Here is a 16,205-nt window from a genome sequence, read left to right as displayed (position 1 = left end):
CGAGAATGATCCTAATCAATTTTTCTATTCATGGTTATGCTAAGTGGCAGTGCATAAGGATACAAGACCCTACTATCATGCACTGCGTCAAATTATGTCTTATGAGCTAAAACTATCCATTTTATGAGGCATGTTCAACCTCTTTTTATGATTAAAGGCCAATCGACTCCAATGTTTTACCCTGTGTTTCCTCTCCCAGAATCAGAACGACCACAGCCACTGCAAATAAAACCGCAGTAAACATCATAAATACGTGATGAAAGCCATTTTGTGCCACCATCATGTGTGTCACCACTAAAGGTGCTGCAATCCCTCCAATTCGACCAATCGCCGATGCCCAGCCTGAACCAAATGCACGAATGTTGGCGGGATACTGTTCAGGGGTATAGGTGTAAAGTACCCCCCATGCACCCAGATTAAAAAATGACATCAAACAGCCCCAAAACATAATCGTATTGACACCTTGCGCTTGCCCGAAAAAGTAGGCTGCAATCGCGCATCCTCCAATAAAGCCTGCGAGTGTCATTTTACGCCCCAGACGTTCTACCAACCATGCAGCTGCGATATATCCTGGAAGTTGAGCCAGTATCATAAATAAAACATATTCAAATGACTGCACAACACTATAGCCTTGTTTAACCAATAAACTGGGGAGCCATGTAAAAATCCCGTAGTAGGAATAAACGATACCGAACCAGATTAACCATAACATTAAGGTTCGTCGTGCAAAGGGTGACGACCATAGCTGAAGAAATGATACTTTTCGTTGTTCTGAGACAGGTTTTACTTCGATTTTTTCCACTACAGCAACGCCGGCTTGTTGTTCAAGCTGCTGAACCAATTCATGCGCTTCATCAATACGGCCACGATTGATCAGATAAGGAATTGATTCGGGAACTTTTTTTATAATGACAAACACATATAACGCAGGTAAACCACCCAGTAAAAATGCCATATGCCAACCAAATTTAGGAATGACAAAATAAGAAATCAGCGCGGCAACCAGCCAACCTACTCCCCAGAAACTTTCAAGCAAGACAATAAAACGACCACGGACCTGCGCAGGAACATATTCACTGACTAAGGTTACAGCAACAGGTAGTTGTCCACCTAATCCAAGCCCAACGACAAAACGACAAATCAATAAAGATGTCAAATTTGGCGCAAATGCGCAGGCAGCAGTAGCAAGACTATAAAGCATCAAAGTGCAAGCAAAAATGGTCTTGCGTCCAAAGCGATCTGCCAAACCACCAGAAAATACCGCACCAATCGCCATACCAATAAAACCAATACTTACAATCCAACCGCTTTCGGCAGGTGTTAGCGCCCAGTCTTTGACTAGGGTTGTCATGATAAAAGCAATGATACCTGTATCCATGGCATCAAACATCCATCCTAGCCCTACCACACAGAGCAAGGTATAGTGGAATCTGCCAATGGGTAGGTTTTGAACACGAGAGACTAAATCCATAGACCAGCTAACCCTTTACCATTTGATTAATTTTTTATTGATTGTTGAAATGATCCAAAGAGCAGTTAACCTAATCGAAGTCAAAATATGATTTTTAATTTGGATAACTTACTTAAATCCCCTTGTTTCGTTTAAGCCTGCAATCAGTACCCTTTTATTTAAATAGTTTTAATCACGGTATTCATGCTTCACTAAATGTAGCACAGTTAAATCTTTCAACAAGGGCTGGCCTACATCAGATGCCCAACCCTGATGATTCTTATTACGATAAGAAAAATTAACCAATTCAACAATACTAGAGAGGTGTTACTCAGTTGCTTCAATCAACATACACGATGCCCATCCATATAAATTCACAACCGCTTTTAATGCCGATCTGTAGAAGAAGCAGAGTCGCTGTCATCATCCTGATAAATAAATTTCGGCATTTCCAGACCAAAATAAATCGCAATACAGCGTAGTGCAAAACCAAAGAACAAGGTAAAAATCACGGTCAACTCAAGTGACATGCCAATTTCCAGACAAACCCAGTAACAGATCACTGCGACAAAAGAAATACTGGCATAAAGTTCACGACGAAACACCAATGGCACATCATTACACAGAATATCCCGCAAAATACCACCAGATACTCCCGTCAACACGCCTGCCACCGCAGAGACAATAAAACCGTGTCCCATTTGCAATGCAATCTGACAACCAATAATAGTAAAACCGATGAGCCCCAATGCATCCAGCAATAAAAAGATATTGCGTAAATGACGCATCCATTTAGCAATTAAAATGGTAAAAAACGCTGCCGCACAGGTCAACATGAGATATTCAGGATGCTTCACCCAAGTAAGCGGATAATGTCCTAGCAGTACATCACGTACCGAACCACCGCCTAATGCGGTAACACAGGCAATCAACATTACCCCAAACCAGTCCATACTACGCCGACCTGCCGACAACGCTCCCGTCATCGCCTCAGCCGTAATTGCAATAATATAAATAATGGTGAGTAACATTGCCCTTCATCCATATCGGGGAAAATATGGCGGTTATTCTACGGTAAACTTATAGAAATTGCGCACAGCACTGCTTAAATTTTTTACCCGAACCACAAATACAAGGTTGTTTCATCGTGAAGTGCTGATCTACAGTCGGATCAAGAAAGTACCATTGCATCTGGTGTTGGACAAAATAAGAAAGTTCATGATGTACTTGTACTGTCTTACCGTCATGATAATGTGCTTTAAACTCAACCGATGCATGGTTTTTACCTATTTTTGGCTGATGTTGTAGCACTTCCAGTTTTAGCCATTGATTCTGACGACTCCAATCAGCAATAGCCGCGCGATCTAAAAAGGGTTGCTGCCCCAATGCTGTCGTTTCGATCAAATAATCAATTTTTTGTAATGCAAAAGCACTATAACGCGAACGCATCAACTGTTCGGCTGAATGTACCACTGCTGTTTTTAAATGTAAGGGTTCACAACAGCTCACGTAATCGCCCTGACCACAAGGACAACGATTTTCTAAATTCATCTTTATTTCTGCCATTGAAAAAATAGCCCTTAAACAGGGCTATTAAAATAATGAATGACTTGAAAAACTAGTCATTTTTCTGTGGCTGCTTTTCATCAACAATCACGTGGACTTTTTCAATTTTGTGTCCATCCATAGTGACGACTTCAAAAATATAGCCATCAGCATGTACCTTCTGACCATTTTCAGGTAACCGTCCCAAATGAAATAGGATATAACCCGATAAGGTTGAATATTCTTCAGTTTCATTGACCAAGTCGCGATTCAGCAATAAGGACACATGACGAATATCAGTTGATCCTTCCAGCATAAGTGAGCCATCTTCCAGACTTTCTGCTACCGCCTCCAGCTCATCTTCATCTGGAAATTCACCCGCAATTGCTTCAAGTACATCAATTGGAGTCACGATACCTTCAATCGAACCATATTCATTTAACACAATTGCCATTTGCAAAGGCGCCTGACGCAATTGTTCCATCACCATCAATACCTGTGCATTTTCATGCACAATCACAGGTTCACGTAAATGATGACTAAAATTAATTGTACCTGTCTCAATATATTCATTTAAGACTTTGTGAGTTAAAGCAATCCCTTCAATATTATCCAACTCGCCTCTGGCTACAATGAGACGTGAATGAGTCATAGAAAGTAAGCGCTGTTTTAAGGCTTCTGGTTGTTCTTCCAGATCAATCCACTCCAGCTCAGGTCGTGGTGTCATCACAGATTTTGCAGGTCGTTCAGATAGCCCTAAAACACCTTGCACCATTACACTATGATAAGCACCATTTTCTTCATCAAACATTTCATCGGCAAACGCTTGCGTTGCCAATACATCTTCATTTTCATTTTGTTGATTATCACTACTGCCAGCACTATTTTTACCGCCTAGCATTTTTAATACAGCAGACGCTGTTCGATAGCGTAAATCCGTGGTAGTCACCGCTTTTTCCTGATTATGGCGCATCGCCTGATTCGCCATTTCGATCAGCACAGCAAAACCAATTGCAGCATATAAATAGCCTTTCGGGATATGGAATCCGAAACCTTCCACGACCAGTGAGAAACCAATCATCATTAAAAATGCTAGACATAGAATGACTACTGTCGGATGTTTATTGACAAACTCCATAAGCGGCTTGGATGCCCAAAGCATAATCCCAACAGCGATAATGACTGCAATCATCATTACTGAAAGATGTTTGACCATACCGACAGCAGTAATCACACTATCGAGTGAAAATACTGCATCCAACACGACAATCTGTACAATCACCATCCAAAACGTAGCATGTACTGGATTTTCTTCTTTTTGAAACTGCTGACCTTCTAAACGTTCATGCAATTCCATCGTGCCTTTAAATAATAAGAACACACCGCCGAACAATAAAATCAGATCACGCCCTGAGAAAGGGTGATCAAAAATATGAAAGAGTGGACTGGTTAAAGTTACCACCCACGCGATTGAAGCCAGCAAAATCAGACGCATTCCTAGCGCCAGAATCAAGCCTAACACACGTGCTGTATTGCGCTGCTCAGGCGGTAACTTTTCCGCAAGAATAGCAATAAAGACCAGATTATCGATACCAAGAACGATTTCTAGAATAACCAGCGTCGCAAGACCAATCCATGCAGAAGGATCAGACATCCATTCAAAAATCATTGACTGGTCTCCTCCTGCGATTTGTTATTGTTCTTATTCATATGCAGCGAGATACTTTGCTCGCTAAAAATAAGGCGAAAATTTTGTTGTATAGACAAAGAAAAAACGAAGTGACGACAACCACTACCCATGGGCATAAATTTGTTGTTAAACAGGGTTTCAGTATAGGCAAGATTTTTTAAAAATTCATCTCTTTTTAAATCAGACGCAGATGTACGTCACTAAGCCAATACAAAGTTTATGCGACATACGCATAAAGTTGTCATATTTCTTGCTTAATGTAGTGAAGTAGAAATGAACGTGATAAGGTAAAACGAAAACGAGATGAATAGCGTAGTAGAAATGACACCAGATATGAATGTAACTGTAAAAACAACTCAACCTTTAATTGCTTTATATTGTGGATCACGTAGCGGAAACAAACCGATTTATCGAGAAAAAGCCATCGAACTGGCTCAAGGCATTGCAGAACAGGGTTTTGGTATAGTTTATGGCGGTGCTAGCATTGGCCTCATGGGACAAGTGGCCGATACTGTACTTGAACATCATGGTGAAGTAGTTGGTGTTATTCCAGAGTTTATGCTGGATTATGAAGTAGCGCATGCAAAACTTACCGAATTGCATATTGTACGCACTATGCATGAACGTAAATCTATGATGGCAGATCGTGCTAGTGCTTTTGTTGCCCTGCCAGGTGGATTAGGAACTTTTGAGGAAATTTTGGAAATTGCCACTTGGGGGCAATTAAATCAACACCAGAAACCTATGATTTTATATAACGTTAATGGTTTTTATGATGCCCTAATTGCACAACTAGATCATGCTGTTCAAGAAGGTTTTTTACCCCCGCAACATCGTGCCAAGTTGATTGTCTGCCATTGTATCGAAGAAATTTACACCACTATTAAAAACTTGAACCAGCCTAGTCATTTTGTGGTTTAACTTTCCCAAATCCATCGCAAATATCCATGCGGATTTTTTAAATCCGCATTTTATTTTTAACAAGAAAAAATAAAGAAATTGCTGGACTTCAACAGCAGTCAAATAACCTTTTATCTGATTTTATGCTACTTTTAAGTAAAGCCCTCAGGATTTATTTTCACTTCTATGAATGCCGCGCCCACGCATCAAAAATTACAGCCCGAATTTCGATTATTGGTATTTTTAGTGTCTATTGGCTTTTTTATGCAGGCACTCGATACCACGATCGTGAATACGGCTATTCCAACGATGGCGCATCATTTAAATGAAGATCCTCTACGCATGCATGGCGTAGTCGTTGCGTATGTACTCACTGTGGCTGCCTTTATCCCTTTAAGTGGCTGGTTGGCAGACCGTTTTGGAGTAAGAAATACATACTTTGCTGCAATTATTATTTTTACAGCCGCCTCTTTAGGCTGTGGACTTTCTCAAAACCTCAACCAATTAATTTTATTCCGGGTTATTCAAGGTATCGGTGGTGCATTATTATTGCCTGTCGGACGACTCGCCATGCTCAAGCTTATTCCTCGTACCCAATTTCTGGCAGCCATGAGCTTAATGAGTCTTGCTGGACTCATTGGCCCATTAATTGGCCCGACATTGGGAGGTTGGTTAGTTGAGGTTGCGACATGGCACTGGGTGTTCCTGATTAATATTCCAATGGGTTTATTAGGCATTCTGGTTACCTTTAAAGCTATGCCGAATGCAACCGAACCTTCTGTCAAAGCATTTGACTTAAGTGGCTTTGTATTATTGATCGTGGCAATGGTGGGTTTATCTTTAGGTATTGAACATTTGGCAAGTCGTGAGTATTCCAAATGGCTTAGTATCAGTTTACTCAGTGCAGGAGTATTTGCTGCCTTCGTTTATGCCTATCACGCACATAATCATCAAAATGCATTATTTCGCAGTGATTTATTTAAAAATAGAATTTATGCGATTGGAGTATTGGGCAACTTTTTTGCACGTTTTGGTGGCAATGCAGTGCCCTTTATTTTACCGTTGATGTTACAAGTTGCGTTTGGATTTGAACCTTTTTATACAGGTTTAATGATGATTCCCTTGGTGCTAGGATCTTTATTTTCTAAACCAATTATCCGCCCCATTATTCAAAAGTTTGGCTATCGAACAGTTTTATTGACCAATACGATCTTAGTAGGTGCAGGCATTGCCAGTTTTGCCCTGATGACAGCAGATACACTTTGGTGGATTCGTGCGATTCACTTTTTTATTTTTGGGATCCTTAACTCCTTACAATTTGTATCCATGAATACTCTGACCCTTAAGGATCTATCACAACATGATGCCAGTAGTGGCAATAGTTTTTTATCTATGATCATGATGTTGTCAATGAGTATTGGAGTAGCGCTAGCAGGAACTTTAATCAATTTTTTTACCCAACATTTTGGTACTCAACATCTCACAACTGCCTTTCATGCATCGCTAATTTGTCTAGGCTGTATCAATATTATTACGGCAATCGTGTTTTCGCGGATTCCACGCAATATGCCAGTTTAATGGCGTTGCATTTTCATCATGGTATGTTTTTTTAGTTCAGGATAAGATGTAAATTCATCTATCAATATCAGTGCTATGCCAAAAACCATGTCTTCTCGATCAACCCCCTATATCCCCTATTTTGGTGGAGGAATAGTCGCAGTCGTCATGGCATTATTGCTTTATTTTGGGGTGTTTTATCATCGTCAAGCCTCAGCACAGGATTATCCTGTACAAGGTTTTGATTTATCACATCATCAGGGTGATATTCAGTGGTCAAAGATTTCTCCTGAAAAATTTCAATTTGTGTATTTAAAAGCAACCGAAGGCGGTGACTTTAAAGATTCAAAATTTCAGGACAATTGGCTTAAAGCTAGAGAACGTGGGTTTCATGTTGGCGCTTATCATTTTTATCGCCTATGCCGCGATGGTCAAATTCAGGCACAAAACTTTATTGAAACTGTTCCCAAAAAGCTCGATGCACTTCCACCTGTGATTGATCTGGAATACGACAGTAATTGTATTAATACGTATACCAAAGAGCAGTTACTTCAGGAAATCAAAGTGATGCACGATCTGTTAAAACGGCATTACGCTAAGCAACCGATATTTTATGTCTCTAAGAGTTTCTATCACATCGTATTGGTGGGAAGTTTTAAAGATACGCCGCTTTGGATTCGTGATTATCAGGAAAAACCTCAATTGAAGGATCAACGAGACTGGATGTTTTGGCAATATACCAATCAGGGTAACATTCAAGGAATTGCCAAACCTGTCGATTTGAATGTGTTTTCAGGCTCACCGCGACAATGGCAAAAGTTCATTGAGCAAAATAAACAAACAACTAAACCATGATCATGCGTAAAATCATTCATATTGATATGGATGCGTTCTATGCCTCAGTCGAGTTACGTGAACATCCAGAACTTAAACATTTACCTGTGGTGATATCATCGCATCATCCTCGTGCGGTCATTGCAGCAGCCTCGTACCCCGCGCGTGAATTTGGTTTACGTTCTGCAATGTCGATGGGACAAGCCCGTAAGCTTTGTCCAGAGGTGGTGGTGATTGAACCTAATTTTGAAAAATATCGTGCAGTTTCCGCACAAATCCACCAGATTTTTCAACAATACACGTCGATCATTGAACCTTTATCTCTAGATGAAGCTTATCTGGATGTCACTGAAAATTTAAAAAACCTACCCAGCGCTACAGATGTTGCTATTCAAATTCGTCAGGATATTTTTAACGTTACAGGACTCACCGCTTCAGCAGGTGTCGCGCCGAATAAGTTTTTAGCCAAGATTGCCTCTGACTGGAACAAACCTGATGGTTTATGTGTAATTAAACCAAACCAAGTACAAGCTTTTATCCAACATTTGCCCTTAAAAAAAATCCCAGGGGTTGGACGAGTGACTCAGGAAAAATTACAACAGCTTAAGCTTGAAACGCTAGGTGATTTACAACAAATTGAAGAAAATATACTTATCCATCATTTTGGTAAATATGGAAAACAATTGTTTCTTTATGCCCAAGGAATTGATCATCGAATAGTTCAAGCCGAACGAGAACGCCAGCAAATTTCCAAGGAAACCACCTTTGATGGTGATTTATATCTCAGTGAATGTTTAGCCTATTGGCCACCACTCGCTGAAAAAGTCTGGAATAATTTACAGTATAAGCAACTGACTGCACGCGGTGTAACGATTAAACTGAAACTCAAAAATTTTCAGATTTATCAACACAGTAAAAGTTTTAAACGTCCTATTCAGTCACTGACCGAACTACTCGATATTTTACAAATACTGCTCAATGAAATGCATTTGCCTACCGAATTTCAGTATCGTCTTATTGGTATGGGGGTATATCAACTAGCTCCCCAAGCCGATGAAAATCAATTATCGCTTTGGTGATCTGCCGATTTTTTATTCAAATGCGCAAAAAACCAACCTTTTTACATTTCACTTCTGTTTTATTTTAGAGTAATCTAGCCTCGCAAATGCATTTACCCATGTATCTGCGGTTATGCTAAAACCTTACCTTTATTTTTAGCATGCTGTCCTGTAGTTAGCGTGACGAAAAAATCCGAATATTACAGGGCAACTGGTTCTTAAAAACATGGGATTCCTCTTGCATGCCCCCTTCTCCTCCTGTCTCGCAAGCGCAGCGCGCTCGTAAAGCCGCATTTAGTAGTTTCATTGGTGCTGTTGTCGATTGGTACGACTTTCTTCTCTACGGTATTGTTGCTGCACTGGTTTTTAATCATCAGTTTTTCCCTAATGTTAATCCTGCGATTGGTACACTGGCTGCATTTGCTACCTTTGGTGTAGGTTTTTTATTTCGCCCATTGGGTGGCATTGTCTTTGGTCATTTTGGTGACCGTCTAGGTCGTAAAAAAATGCTGTTCCTGACCGTATTTTTAATGGGGACAGCAACTGTTCTGATTGGTTTACTTCCCAATTTTGCAAGTATTGGCTGGTGGGCGCCAGTTTTGTTGGTTTTACTTCGTGCTATTCAAGGCTTTGCTGTGGGTGGTGAGTGGGGTGGAGCAGCTCTCATGGCTGTAGAAAGTGCACCCGCGGGACGTAAGGCTTTCTACAGCAGTGGTGTACAGATCGGTTACGGGGTTGGATTGATGCTAGCAACAGGTAGTGTCTCATTGGTCATCTATCTGTGGGGTCAGGAGGCTTTTGCTGATTGGGCATGGCGCATTCCCTTCCTAGCCAGCGTGGTTCTGGTTTTATTTGCGTTATGGGTAAGGGGTGGACAAGAAGAATCACAAGAATTCGTAGCAAATGTTGTTAAAGCTAAGCAACAACCTGCCAAAGTACCTTTGTTTGAAGCTGTTCGACAAAATCCCAAAGGCTTTTTTTATATTATCGCCTTACGTTTGGCCGAATTACTTACCATGTATCTGGTCACAACCTTTGCTTTAAATTATTCCACTAAAAATTTAGGCATGTCTTCTAGTTTATTTTTAAATATTGGTCTGATGGTCGGTGCGATTAGCTGTTTCACTATTCCTTTTTTTGCTCATATTTCTGACCGTTTTGGCCGTCGTCGGATGTGTGTTGTAGGTGGCTTGATTGGTGCGGTCTGCGCTTTTCCATTTTTCTTTGCCTTAGAAAGTGGCTCAACAATCTGGATTATTCTATTTGCGATTTTATTGGCTAACCTTTCCCACGATATGGTGGTCAGTGTACATCAGCCTATTTTTACCGAGTTATTTGGTACAGCCTATCGCTATAGCGGTGCTGGTGTCGGTTATCAGGTAGCTAGTATTGTTGGTGGAGGTTTCACTCCTTTTATCGCTGCAGCATTGGTAACATTGGCAAATGGGCAATGGCACTATGTTGCTATTTATTTAACCATTGGATGTTTACTTACCACTTTAGTTGCAGCGCGAATGAAAGCACACGTACAATCAGAAACATCTTCTGAATATGTACAGGCAAAATAAATGAGCGTTCAACGTTTACATATTACCAAACGTTTTTCTGAAATCGCGATTTCGGGCAATCTGGTACATCTTGCGGGCCAGCTTGCTGAAGATTTCACGTTGGATATTCGCGGTCAGACCCAACAAACACTAGATTTGATAGATCGATTTCTGGCAGATGCAGGGACAGATAAAAGTCATATTCTCTCAGTGATGATCTTTCTTAAAGATATTGAAAATGACTACGCAGGCATGAATGACGTCTGGGATGCATGGTGTGCAGATATACAGGCACTTCCACGCACCTGTGTTGAAGCGAAAATGTATCGCCCAGACGTATTGGTTGAAATGACAGTGGTCGCAGTTAAACCTTAAGATTACTGACCGTATCGAGCTTAAATACCCGACTTTGCGCTGGAAAAGTGATCTGAGAAGGTTGAGCATTGACTGAAATCAGATCATTTTCAAACTGTTCTCTTAAATCCTCAAGCTCAGGCACCACATCGTAACGAATCACTCGGTATCCCGCTAGTTCCAATAAACGATCCTGATAATAATCAGGATGAATTCGTCTAGCATGACTCAGATCGGCAAAAGCAACGATCGCAAAGACCTGATAATTTTGATCCAATACTACAAAGTCAGCCACCATTGACTGATACTTATGGCGTGTTCTTAAAAATTTGGTAGTGAGTAAGGCATCAAATGAAACCCGTGCCAAGACGGTGAACTCTGGGAATATTTGTTTTAAGCGTGTGAAAAATAATTGTTCATGACTACTCATCACAGCACGACGTTTTAACGCACTATCATAAAGTTGCTCACGCTTCAGACCTTTATAGGCCATGAATGAGATCAGCATCAAAATGCTAATCGCTAAAAAATAATACATCTGAATCAATCCTTTAATATTTTTTATATTTCGGTTTCAAGACCGATTTGTTCTACTTCACCTGCTTATTTTTCATTTTACAGGTTTCCATTTAATCTAAATTAAAAGTCTATGTCCTTTCAATCAAGTTAGACCAAAGTCTAGAACACCATTCCATGGCTCTTTTCATCATAATAAATTAAAGCAAAGATGCAAGTGTTGTATATCGGATTTTATCTATATTAAGGTTGCAACATCGCAGATAAACTGATGTATTTATTTTATTTTTATCTGACCGACTTAGCCTAAATCCAATAAGTAATGTTTTGTATATTTCAGATTTGGTTTGAGACGATTCAGACTTAAAAAAACAAATTATCTGATCGGCTGCATAATTAACATATTGCCTTTAGAATAATAGAATTCAAGTTTTGAAAAAAACACCTCGGTTATCCAAGGTGTTTTTTTAAACAATCAATTAGGCACGTGTTTTATTTTTTGGCTTAGCCCTTGGTTTTACTGCATCAAAAGGGCGTTTTTGACCTGTTTCACGCGGTGGTAAACCTGTATGCTGCGTCAATATTTGGCCTTTTTGTGGATGTTTTGGCTGCTGATTTGACTGCGCATTACGTTTGACTGAATCCCCCGCACTACTCGAATTTTTCTTACGGGCAGATTTATATTCACCTTCAACCGCTTTGGGTTGATACGTTGGAATCAAATGCTGTTTAGAGTTCCCAATCAAATCAGCTCGGCCCATTTCCTTTAACGCTTCACGTAATAAAGGCCAGTTGTTGGGATCGTGATAACGTAAGAAAGCCTTATGTAAACGACGACGTTTTTCGCCTTTAACAATATCTACATTTTCCGTATATCGCGCTACTTTGGAAAGTGGATTTTTGCCTGAATAATACATGGTCGTGGCGGTTGCCATCGGTGATGGATAAAAAGTCTGAACCTGATCAGCACGGAAACCATTTTTTTTGAGCCAGACCGCTAGATTCATCATATCGTAATCAGTGGTACCCGGATGTGCAGCAATAAAGTAAGGAATCAAATATTGCTCTTTGCCTACTTCCTTACTGAAACGTTCAAACATCTGTTTAAAACGATCATATGTTCCAATGCCCGGTTTCATCATTTTTGATAATGGGCCTTGCTCAGTATGTTCAGGCGCAATTTTCAAATAGCCGCCCACATGATGCTGTACCAGTTCCTTAACGTATTCAGGATTCAATACTGCCAAGTCATAACGTAGCCCTGAACCAATGAGAATCTTTTTTACACCTTTAATCTGACGTGCTTTACGATAAAGTTGAACTAATGGAGTATGGTCAGTATGCAGATTTTGGCATACGCCCGGATATACGCAGGAAGGTTTACGGCAATTCTTTTCAATCTCAGGATCTTTACAAGCCAAACGGTACATATTGGCAGTCGGACCACCCAGATCAGAAATAATGCCTGTAAATTGTGGTGCGGTATCACGAATCTTTTCAATTTCACGCAAAATCGATTCTTCCGAACGGTTTTGAATGATTCGTCCTTCATGTTCAGTGATCGAACAGAAAGTACAGCCACCAAAGCAGCCGCGCATGATATTGACCGAAAATTTGATCATATCAAAAGCAGGAAAACGCGCGTCACCATACGCAGGATGTGGCAATCGTGCATAAGGAAAATCAAATACATAATCCATTTCTTCTGTGGTCAGAGGAATTGGAGGTGGATTAATCCAGACATCACGTTCACCATGACGTTGTACTAAAGCCCGAGCATTACCCGGATTCGTTTCCAGATGTAAAATTCGGTTGGCATGTGCGTATAACACATGGTCATTGACCACCTGCTCAAAAGAAGGCAAACGAATCACCGCCAATTCACGTGGAGGTAATTTATGTTTAATCGCCTTTGATGGCGCAAGTTTTAATTGTACGATTTGGGTGTTTTCATCGAGGTGATCACCTTCCCGAACAATTGGATTGCTAACGATTTCTTTTTGGAAATTTTGGTATTGTGCTAAAGAATTACCTTTTTCTTTTTCAACTTCGCAACCATCAATATCCTCGGTCATCACATAGGGATTGATAATAGGATCGACTCGACCAATACTATCCACATCATTACTGGCAATTTCGACAAATTGTGCTTTTGAAGCTTTATTGTGTTTATTAATAATAAATGCAGTACCGCGTACGTCGGTAATCTCGTGAATTTTTTCGCCTTTGGCGAGCCGATGCATCACATCGATAATGGCACGCTCACCATTACCATATATTAATAGATCTGCTTTAGAATCCATCAAAATCGAGCGACGGACTTTATCTGACCAATAATCATAATGCGCGATTCGACGTAAACTACCTTCAATACCACCTAATAAAACAGGCACATCAGGAAAAGCCTCTCGACAGCGTTGACAATATACTGTTGCAGCACGGTCGGGACGCTTATTGGCTTCATTGTTTGGAGAATAAGCATCATCTGAACGGATTTTACGATCTGCGGTATAACGATTGATCATCGAATCCATATTGCCCGCTGTTACCCCCCAAGCAATAGTGGGCTTGCCTAATATCCGAAAGCTCTCAACATTGGTCCAGTCTGGCTGTGCAATAATTCCGACACGGAAACCTTGCGCTTCCAATACACGGCCGATAACCCCAGAAACAAAAGATGGGTGATCAATATAGGCATCCCCACACACCAAAATAAAATCGCAAGCATCCCAGCCAAGCTGATCCATTTCTTCGCGTGACATCGGCAAAAATGGCGCTGGTTCAAAACACGACGCCCAATATTTGTCGTAATCAAACAACGCTTTGGGCGCGGTCTGCATAGTGTAGGCAGTAGACATAGCTTGCGATTCTCGGCTTGCTGAAAAGAGGGATGGCATCAAAGATGAAAGCTGATCATTTTAACATGAATTTCATTCACTTTTTAGAATTATAAAAATTGAATAAACAAGGAGATAACAATTATTTTGACTATTTTTTATACACAAGCTACATTCTGGCTGACGATTAAAAATAAATAGGCATTTTTGTTATTGCACACTATCAAGCGAAAGATAAAAAAATAAGCAGTAATTCAGCACAGAACATCCTGTGTCTATTTTGAAATTTAGAATCAGATCTACGCTATAAAAATGCAATTCATCAATAATTAAATGTATGAAAATTTAATGATTTACAATTTATTTTTACGTTACTTAGGTTCAGATTATTTTCAAACTTCTTCTTCAAACCAAAATTATTTATCACGTATTTTGATCAAAGTAGAGGCTCTAAAAATAGCAGCCCATAATGGTAAACTGGCTGTTAATAAAAAAATATAATCCCAAAATCCATCCAATATTAACATCAATATTATACTGGTTAGACTAATCATGGATAAAATAACGATTATAGTCAGGCTATTCCATTTCACTATATGATACATATACTAACGGATCCTTTTACGTTTGGCCCACCATAACCATGCACCATTTACAGTGATGAATAAGGTTAATAAAGTACATAGCGCCCATAATAACTTTAACCAGATTCCACCATAATCTCCAAAATGCAAAGGTTGTGAAAGCAGGATCATTTTCAAATACAAAGGCAATTGCATGACACGAACAACTTGCCCTGTATTTGCCTCAACCAAAGCAATTTGCAGCATTTTTGCATTGAGCCCGTCACTCCCCTGCAATAACACCAGATAATGATGAGCCGTAGAATACTCTGTATTTGGATAAAATACCGTGGTCGGTTTCCAGCCTTGGGCAACGTGTGCCGCAGCAGCATACACCTGATCAATAGGTAACATAGACGTTACAGGTATAGTGGAATAATAATATTGCTGGAGGTGGTGCAATTCTGTTAATTGCCATAAGCCAATCGCTACGGTACCAAAACCCAGCAAAAAGCCCGTAATTGTCACAACCAAAGCCCAGCCTAATACTACTGATCCCATAAGATTATGTAAATCTAGCTGGAATATACGTTTACCTTTATCCCTGCGAATAATGCCAAATAAAAAGCGTTTTACATAAGGAGCATAAACGACTAGCCCAGAAATAAGAGAAAGAAAAACCAGTAAGGCAATCAATGCGCCAACTAACTCACCAATAGGCCCTAAAAACCAGTTGGCATGTAATTCTAACAAGAACCCTGTAAATGTATCTGTTGGTTCGGGACGTGCAATCAACTTGGCTTGGTGAATATCAATATACGACCAATGCGCCTGATTTACCCCTTCATTTTCTTTCGCCATACCTACCAATAAAATACCAGGAAAATGTTCATCATCTAATGCTGTGCTGACGATATGGTCTTTTGGATAAATCTTCTGAAGAGCACTCAGGGCACGTGACAACGGATATTGAGTAGTTTGCTGACTGTATTGCACTTCAGGATGAATGCCTAAAGCACGATCAATTTCCTCATGAAAAATTAGAATCACACCTGTTATACACAATATTGCGAATGGAATAACTACAACTAGACTCACCCAGCGATGAATCCATAAGTTGATGCGATACCATTTCGATTGTTTTTGTTTACTGGTATTTAATTGTTTCACTAAATTGATCAACCTATATATAGGTATAAATAAATGTACATCTCAATAATGAAAATGATTATTATTAATAATAATCAAAAAAACAAGCTTTTATTCTTAAATTCCTGAGATATTTCATAGTACGTTGTAAAAGAAGAAGCCCCGCCACTGGCTAGTGACGGGGCTTATATTTAAAAGCTGGCGA

The 16,205-nt window shown here is 39.9% G+C and carries 13 protein-coding genes; 6 read left to right on the top strand and 7 right to left on the bottom strand.

Features of this window, described 5'->3' with window-relative positions; all coding sequences use genetic code 11:
• Positions 1 to 151: 151 nt before the first annotated feature.
• The 4 genes from IAE19_RS13435 to IAE19_RS13420 form a co-directional block, all read right to left on the bottom strand.
• Complete coding sequence (locus IAE19_RS13435) at positions 152 to 1,471, bottom strand: MFS transporter (protein ID WP_200461429.1); 1,320 nt, start codon at positions 1,469 to 1,471, stop codon at positions 152 to 154.
• A 365-nt stretch (positions 1,472 to 1,836) separates the two neighbouring features.
• A complete protein-coding gene (locus IAE19_RS13430) occupies positions 1,837 to 2,481 on the bottom strand; it encodes a trimeric intracellular cation channel family protein (protein WP_200461428.1) in 645 nt (214 codons plus the stop codon).
• A 49-nt stretch (positions 2,482 to 2,530) separates the two neighbouring features.
• Positions 2,531 to 3,001: a YchJ family protein gene (locus IAE19_RS13425; RefSeq protein WP_200461427.1), complete on the bottom strand. Its 471-nt coding sequence runs from the start codon at positions 2,999 to 3,001 to the stop codon at positions 2,531 to 2,533.
• 67 nt (positions 3,002 to 3,068) lie between these two features.
• Complete coding sequence (locus IAE19_RS13420; protein ID WP_200461426.1) at positions 3,069 to 4,664, bottom strand: TerC family protein; 1,596 nt, start codon at positions 4,662 to 4,664, stop codon at positions 3,069 to 3,071.
• A 324-nt stretch (positions 4,665 to 4,988) separates the two neighbouring features.
• Between IAE19_RS13420 and IAE19_RS13415 the strand changes: the two genes are divergently transcribed.
• The 6 genes from IAE19_RS13415 (at position 4,989) to IAE19_RS13390 (ending at position 10,956) form a co-directional block, all read left to right on the top strand.
• Entirely contained in the window at positions 4,989 to 5,606 is a 618-nt protein-coding gene (locus tag IAE19_RS13415; RefSeq protein WP_200461425.1) for a TIGR00730 family Rossman fold protein, read from the top strand.
• 165 nt (positions 5,607 to 5,771) lie between these two features.
• A complete protein-coding gene (mdtD, locus tag IAE19_RS13410; protein WP_200461424.1) occupies positions 5,772 to 7,163 on the top strand; it encodes a multidrug transporter subunit MdtD in 1,392 nt (463 codons plus the stop codon).
• Between the two features lie 87 nt (positions 7,164 to 7,250).
• Positions 7,251 to 7,997 carry a GH25 family lysozyme gene (locus tag IAE19_RS13405; protein ID WP_200461423.1) on the top strand — a complete coding sequence of 249 codons (747 nt, stop codon included), beginning with the start codon at positions 7,251 to 7,253 and terminating at the stop codon, positions 7,995 to 7,997.
• Between the two features lie 2 nt (positions 7,998 to 7,999).
• Positions 8,000 to 9,055, top strand: a complete 1,056-nt coding sequence (dinB, locus tag IAE19_RS13400; RefSeq protein ID WP_200461422.1) for a DNA polymerase IV — start codon at positions 8,000 to 8,002, stop codon at positions 9,053 to 9,055.
• A gap of 221 nt (positions 9,056 to 9,276) precedes the next feature.
• Positions 9,277 to 10,602 carry a shikimate transporter gene (gene shiA, locus IAE19_RS13395; RefSeq protein WP_200461421.1) on the top strand — a complete coding sequence of 442 codons (1,326 nt, stop codon included), beginning with the start codon at positions 9,277 to 9,279 and terminating at the stop codon, positions 10,600 to 10,602.
• Positions 10,603 to 10,956, top strand: a complete 354-nt coding sequence (locus tag IAE19_RS13390) for a RidA family protein (protein WP_200461420.1) — start codon at positions 10,603 to 10,605, stop codon at positions 10,954 to 10,956.
• Here IAE19_RS13390 and IAE19_RS13385 read toward each other — a convergent pair.
• The 3 genes from IAE19_RS13385 to IAE19_RS13375 form a co-directional block, all read right to left on the bottom strand.
• Positions 10,946 to 11,473 (bottom strand): DUF2726 domain-containing protein, encoded by a 528-nt coding sequence (locus IAE19_RS13385; RefSeq protein ID WP_200461419.1) that lies wholly within the window; start codon positions 11,471 to 11,473, stop codon positions 10,946 to 10,948. The genes IAE19_RS13390 and IAE19_RS13385 overlap by 11 nt on opposite strands.
• A gap of 457 nt (positions 11,474 to 11,930) precedes the next feature.
• A complete protein-coding gene (locus IAE19_RS13380) occupies positions 11,931 to 14,309 on the bottom strand; it encodes a YgiQ family radical SAM protein (RefSeq protein WP_200461418.1) in 2,379 nt (792 codons plus the stop codon).
• A 587-nt stretch (positions 14,310 to 14,896) separates the two neighbouring features.
• Entirely contained in the window at positions 14,897 to 16,021 is a 1,125-nt protein-coding gene (locus IAE19_RS13375) for a PepSY-associated TM helix domain-containing protein (protein ID WP_200461417.1), read from the bottom strand.
• Between the last annotated feature and the right edge of the window lie 184 nt (positions 16,022 to 16,205).

Source organism: Acinetobacter sp. S40, assembly GCF_016624705.1.
Lineage (GTDB): Bacteria > Pseudomonadota > Gammaproteobacteria > Pseudomonadales > Moraxellaceae > Acinetobacter.
Note: the sequence above shows the minus strand (reverse complement) of the source record. Positions and strands in the feature narration are given on the sequence as shown.

Bases quoted from the DNA above. Each gene is read 5' to 3' on its own strand.
- IAE19_RS13435 (WP_200461429.1), bottom strand. From the start codon at position 1,471: ATGGATTTAGTCTCTCGTGTTCAAAACCTACCCATTGGCAGATTCCAC.
- IAE19_RS13430 (WP_200461428.1), bottom strand. From the start codon at position 2,481: ATGTTACTCACCATTATTTATATTATTGCAATTACGGCTGAGGCGATG.
- IAE19_RS13425 (WP_200461427.1), bottom strand. From the start codon at position 3,001: ATGAATTTAGAAAATCGTTGTCCTTGTGGTCAGGGCGATTACGTGAGC.
- IAE19_RS13420 (WP_200461426.1), bottom strand. From the start codon at position 4,664: ATGATTTTTGAATGGATGTCTGATCCTTCTGCATGGATTGGTCTTGCG.
- IAE19_RS13415 (WP_200461425.1), top strand. From the start codon at position 4,989: ATGAATAGCGTAGTAGAAATGACACCAGATATGAATGTAACTGTAAAA.
- mdtD (WP_200461424.1), top strand. From the start codon at position 5,772: ATGAATGCCGCGCCCACGCATCAAAAATTACAGCCCGAATTTCGATTA.
- IAE19_RS13405 (WP_200461423.1), top strand. From the start codon at position 7,251: ATGTCTTCTCGATCAACCCCCTATATCCCCTATTTTGGTGGAGGAATA.
- dinB (WP_200461422.1), top strand. From the start codon at position 8,000: ATGCGTAAAATCATTCATATTGATATGGATGCGTTCTATGCCTCAGTC.
- shiA (WP_200461421.1), top strand. From the start codon at position 9,277: ATGCCCCCTTCTCCTCCTGTCTCGCAAGCGCAGCGCGCTCGTAAAGCC.
- IAE19_RS13390 (WP_200461420.1), top strand. From the start codon at position 10,603: ATGAGCGTTCAACGTTTACATATTACCAAACGTTTTTCTGAAATCGCG.
- IAE19_RS13385 (WP_200461419.1), bottom strand. From the start codon at position 11,473: ATGTATTATTTTTTAGCGATTAGCATTTTGATGCTGATCTCATTCATG.
- IAE19_RS13380 (WP_200461418.1), bottom strand. From the start codon at position 14,309: ATGTCTACTGCCTACACTATGCAGACCGCGCCCAAAGCGTTGTTTGAT.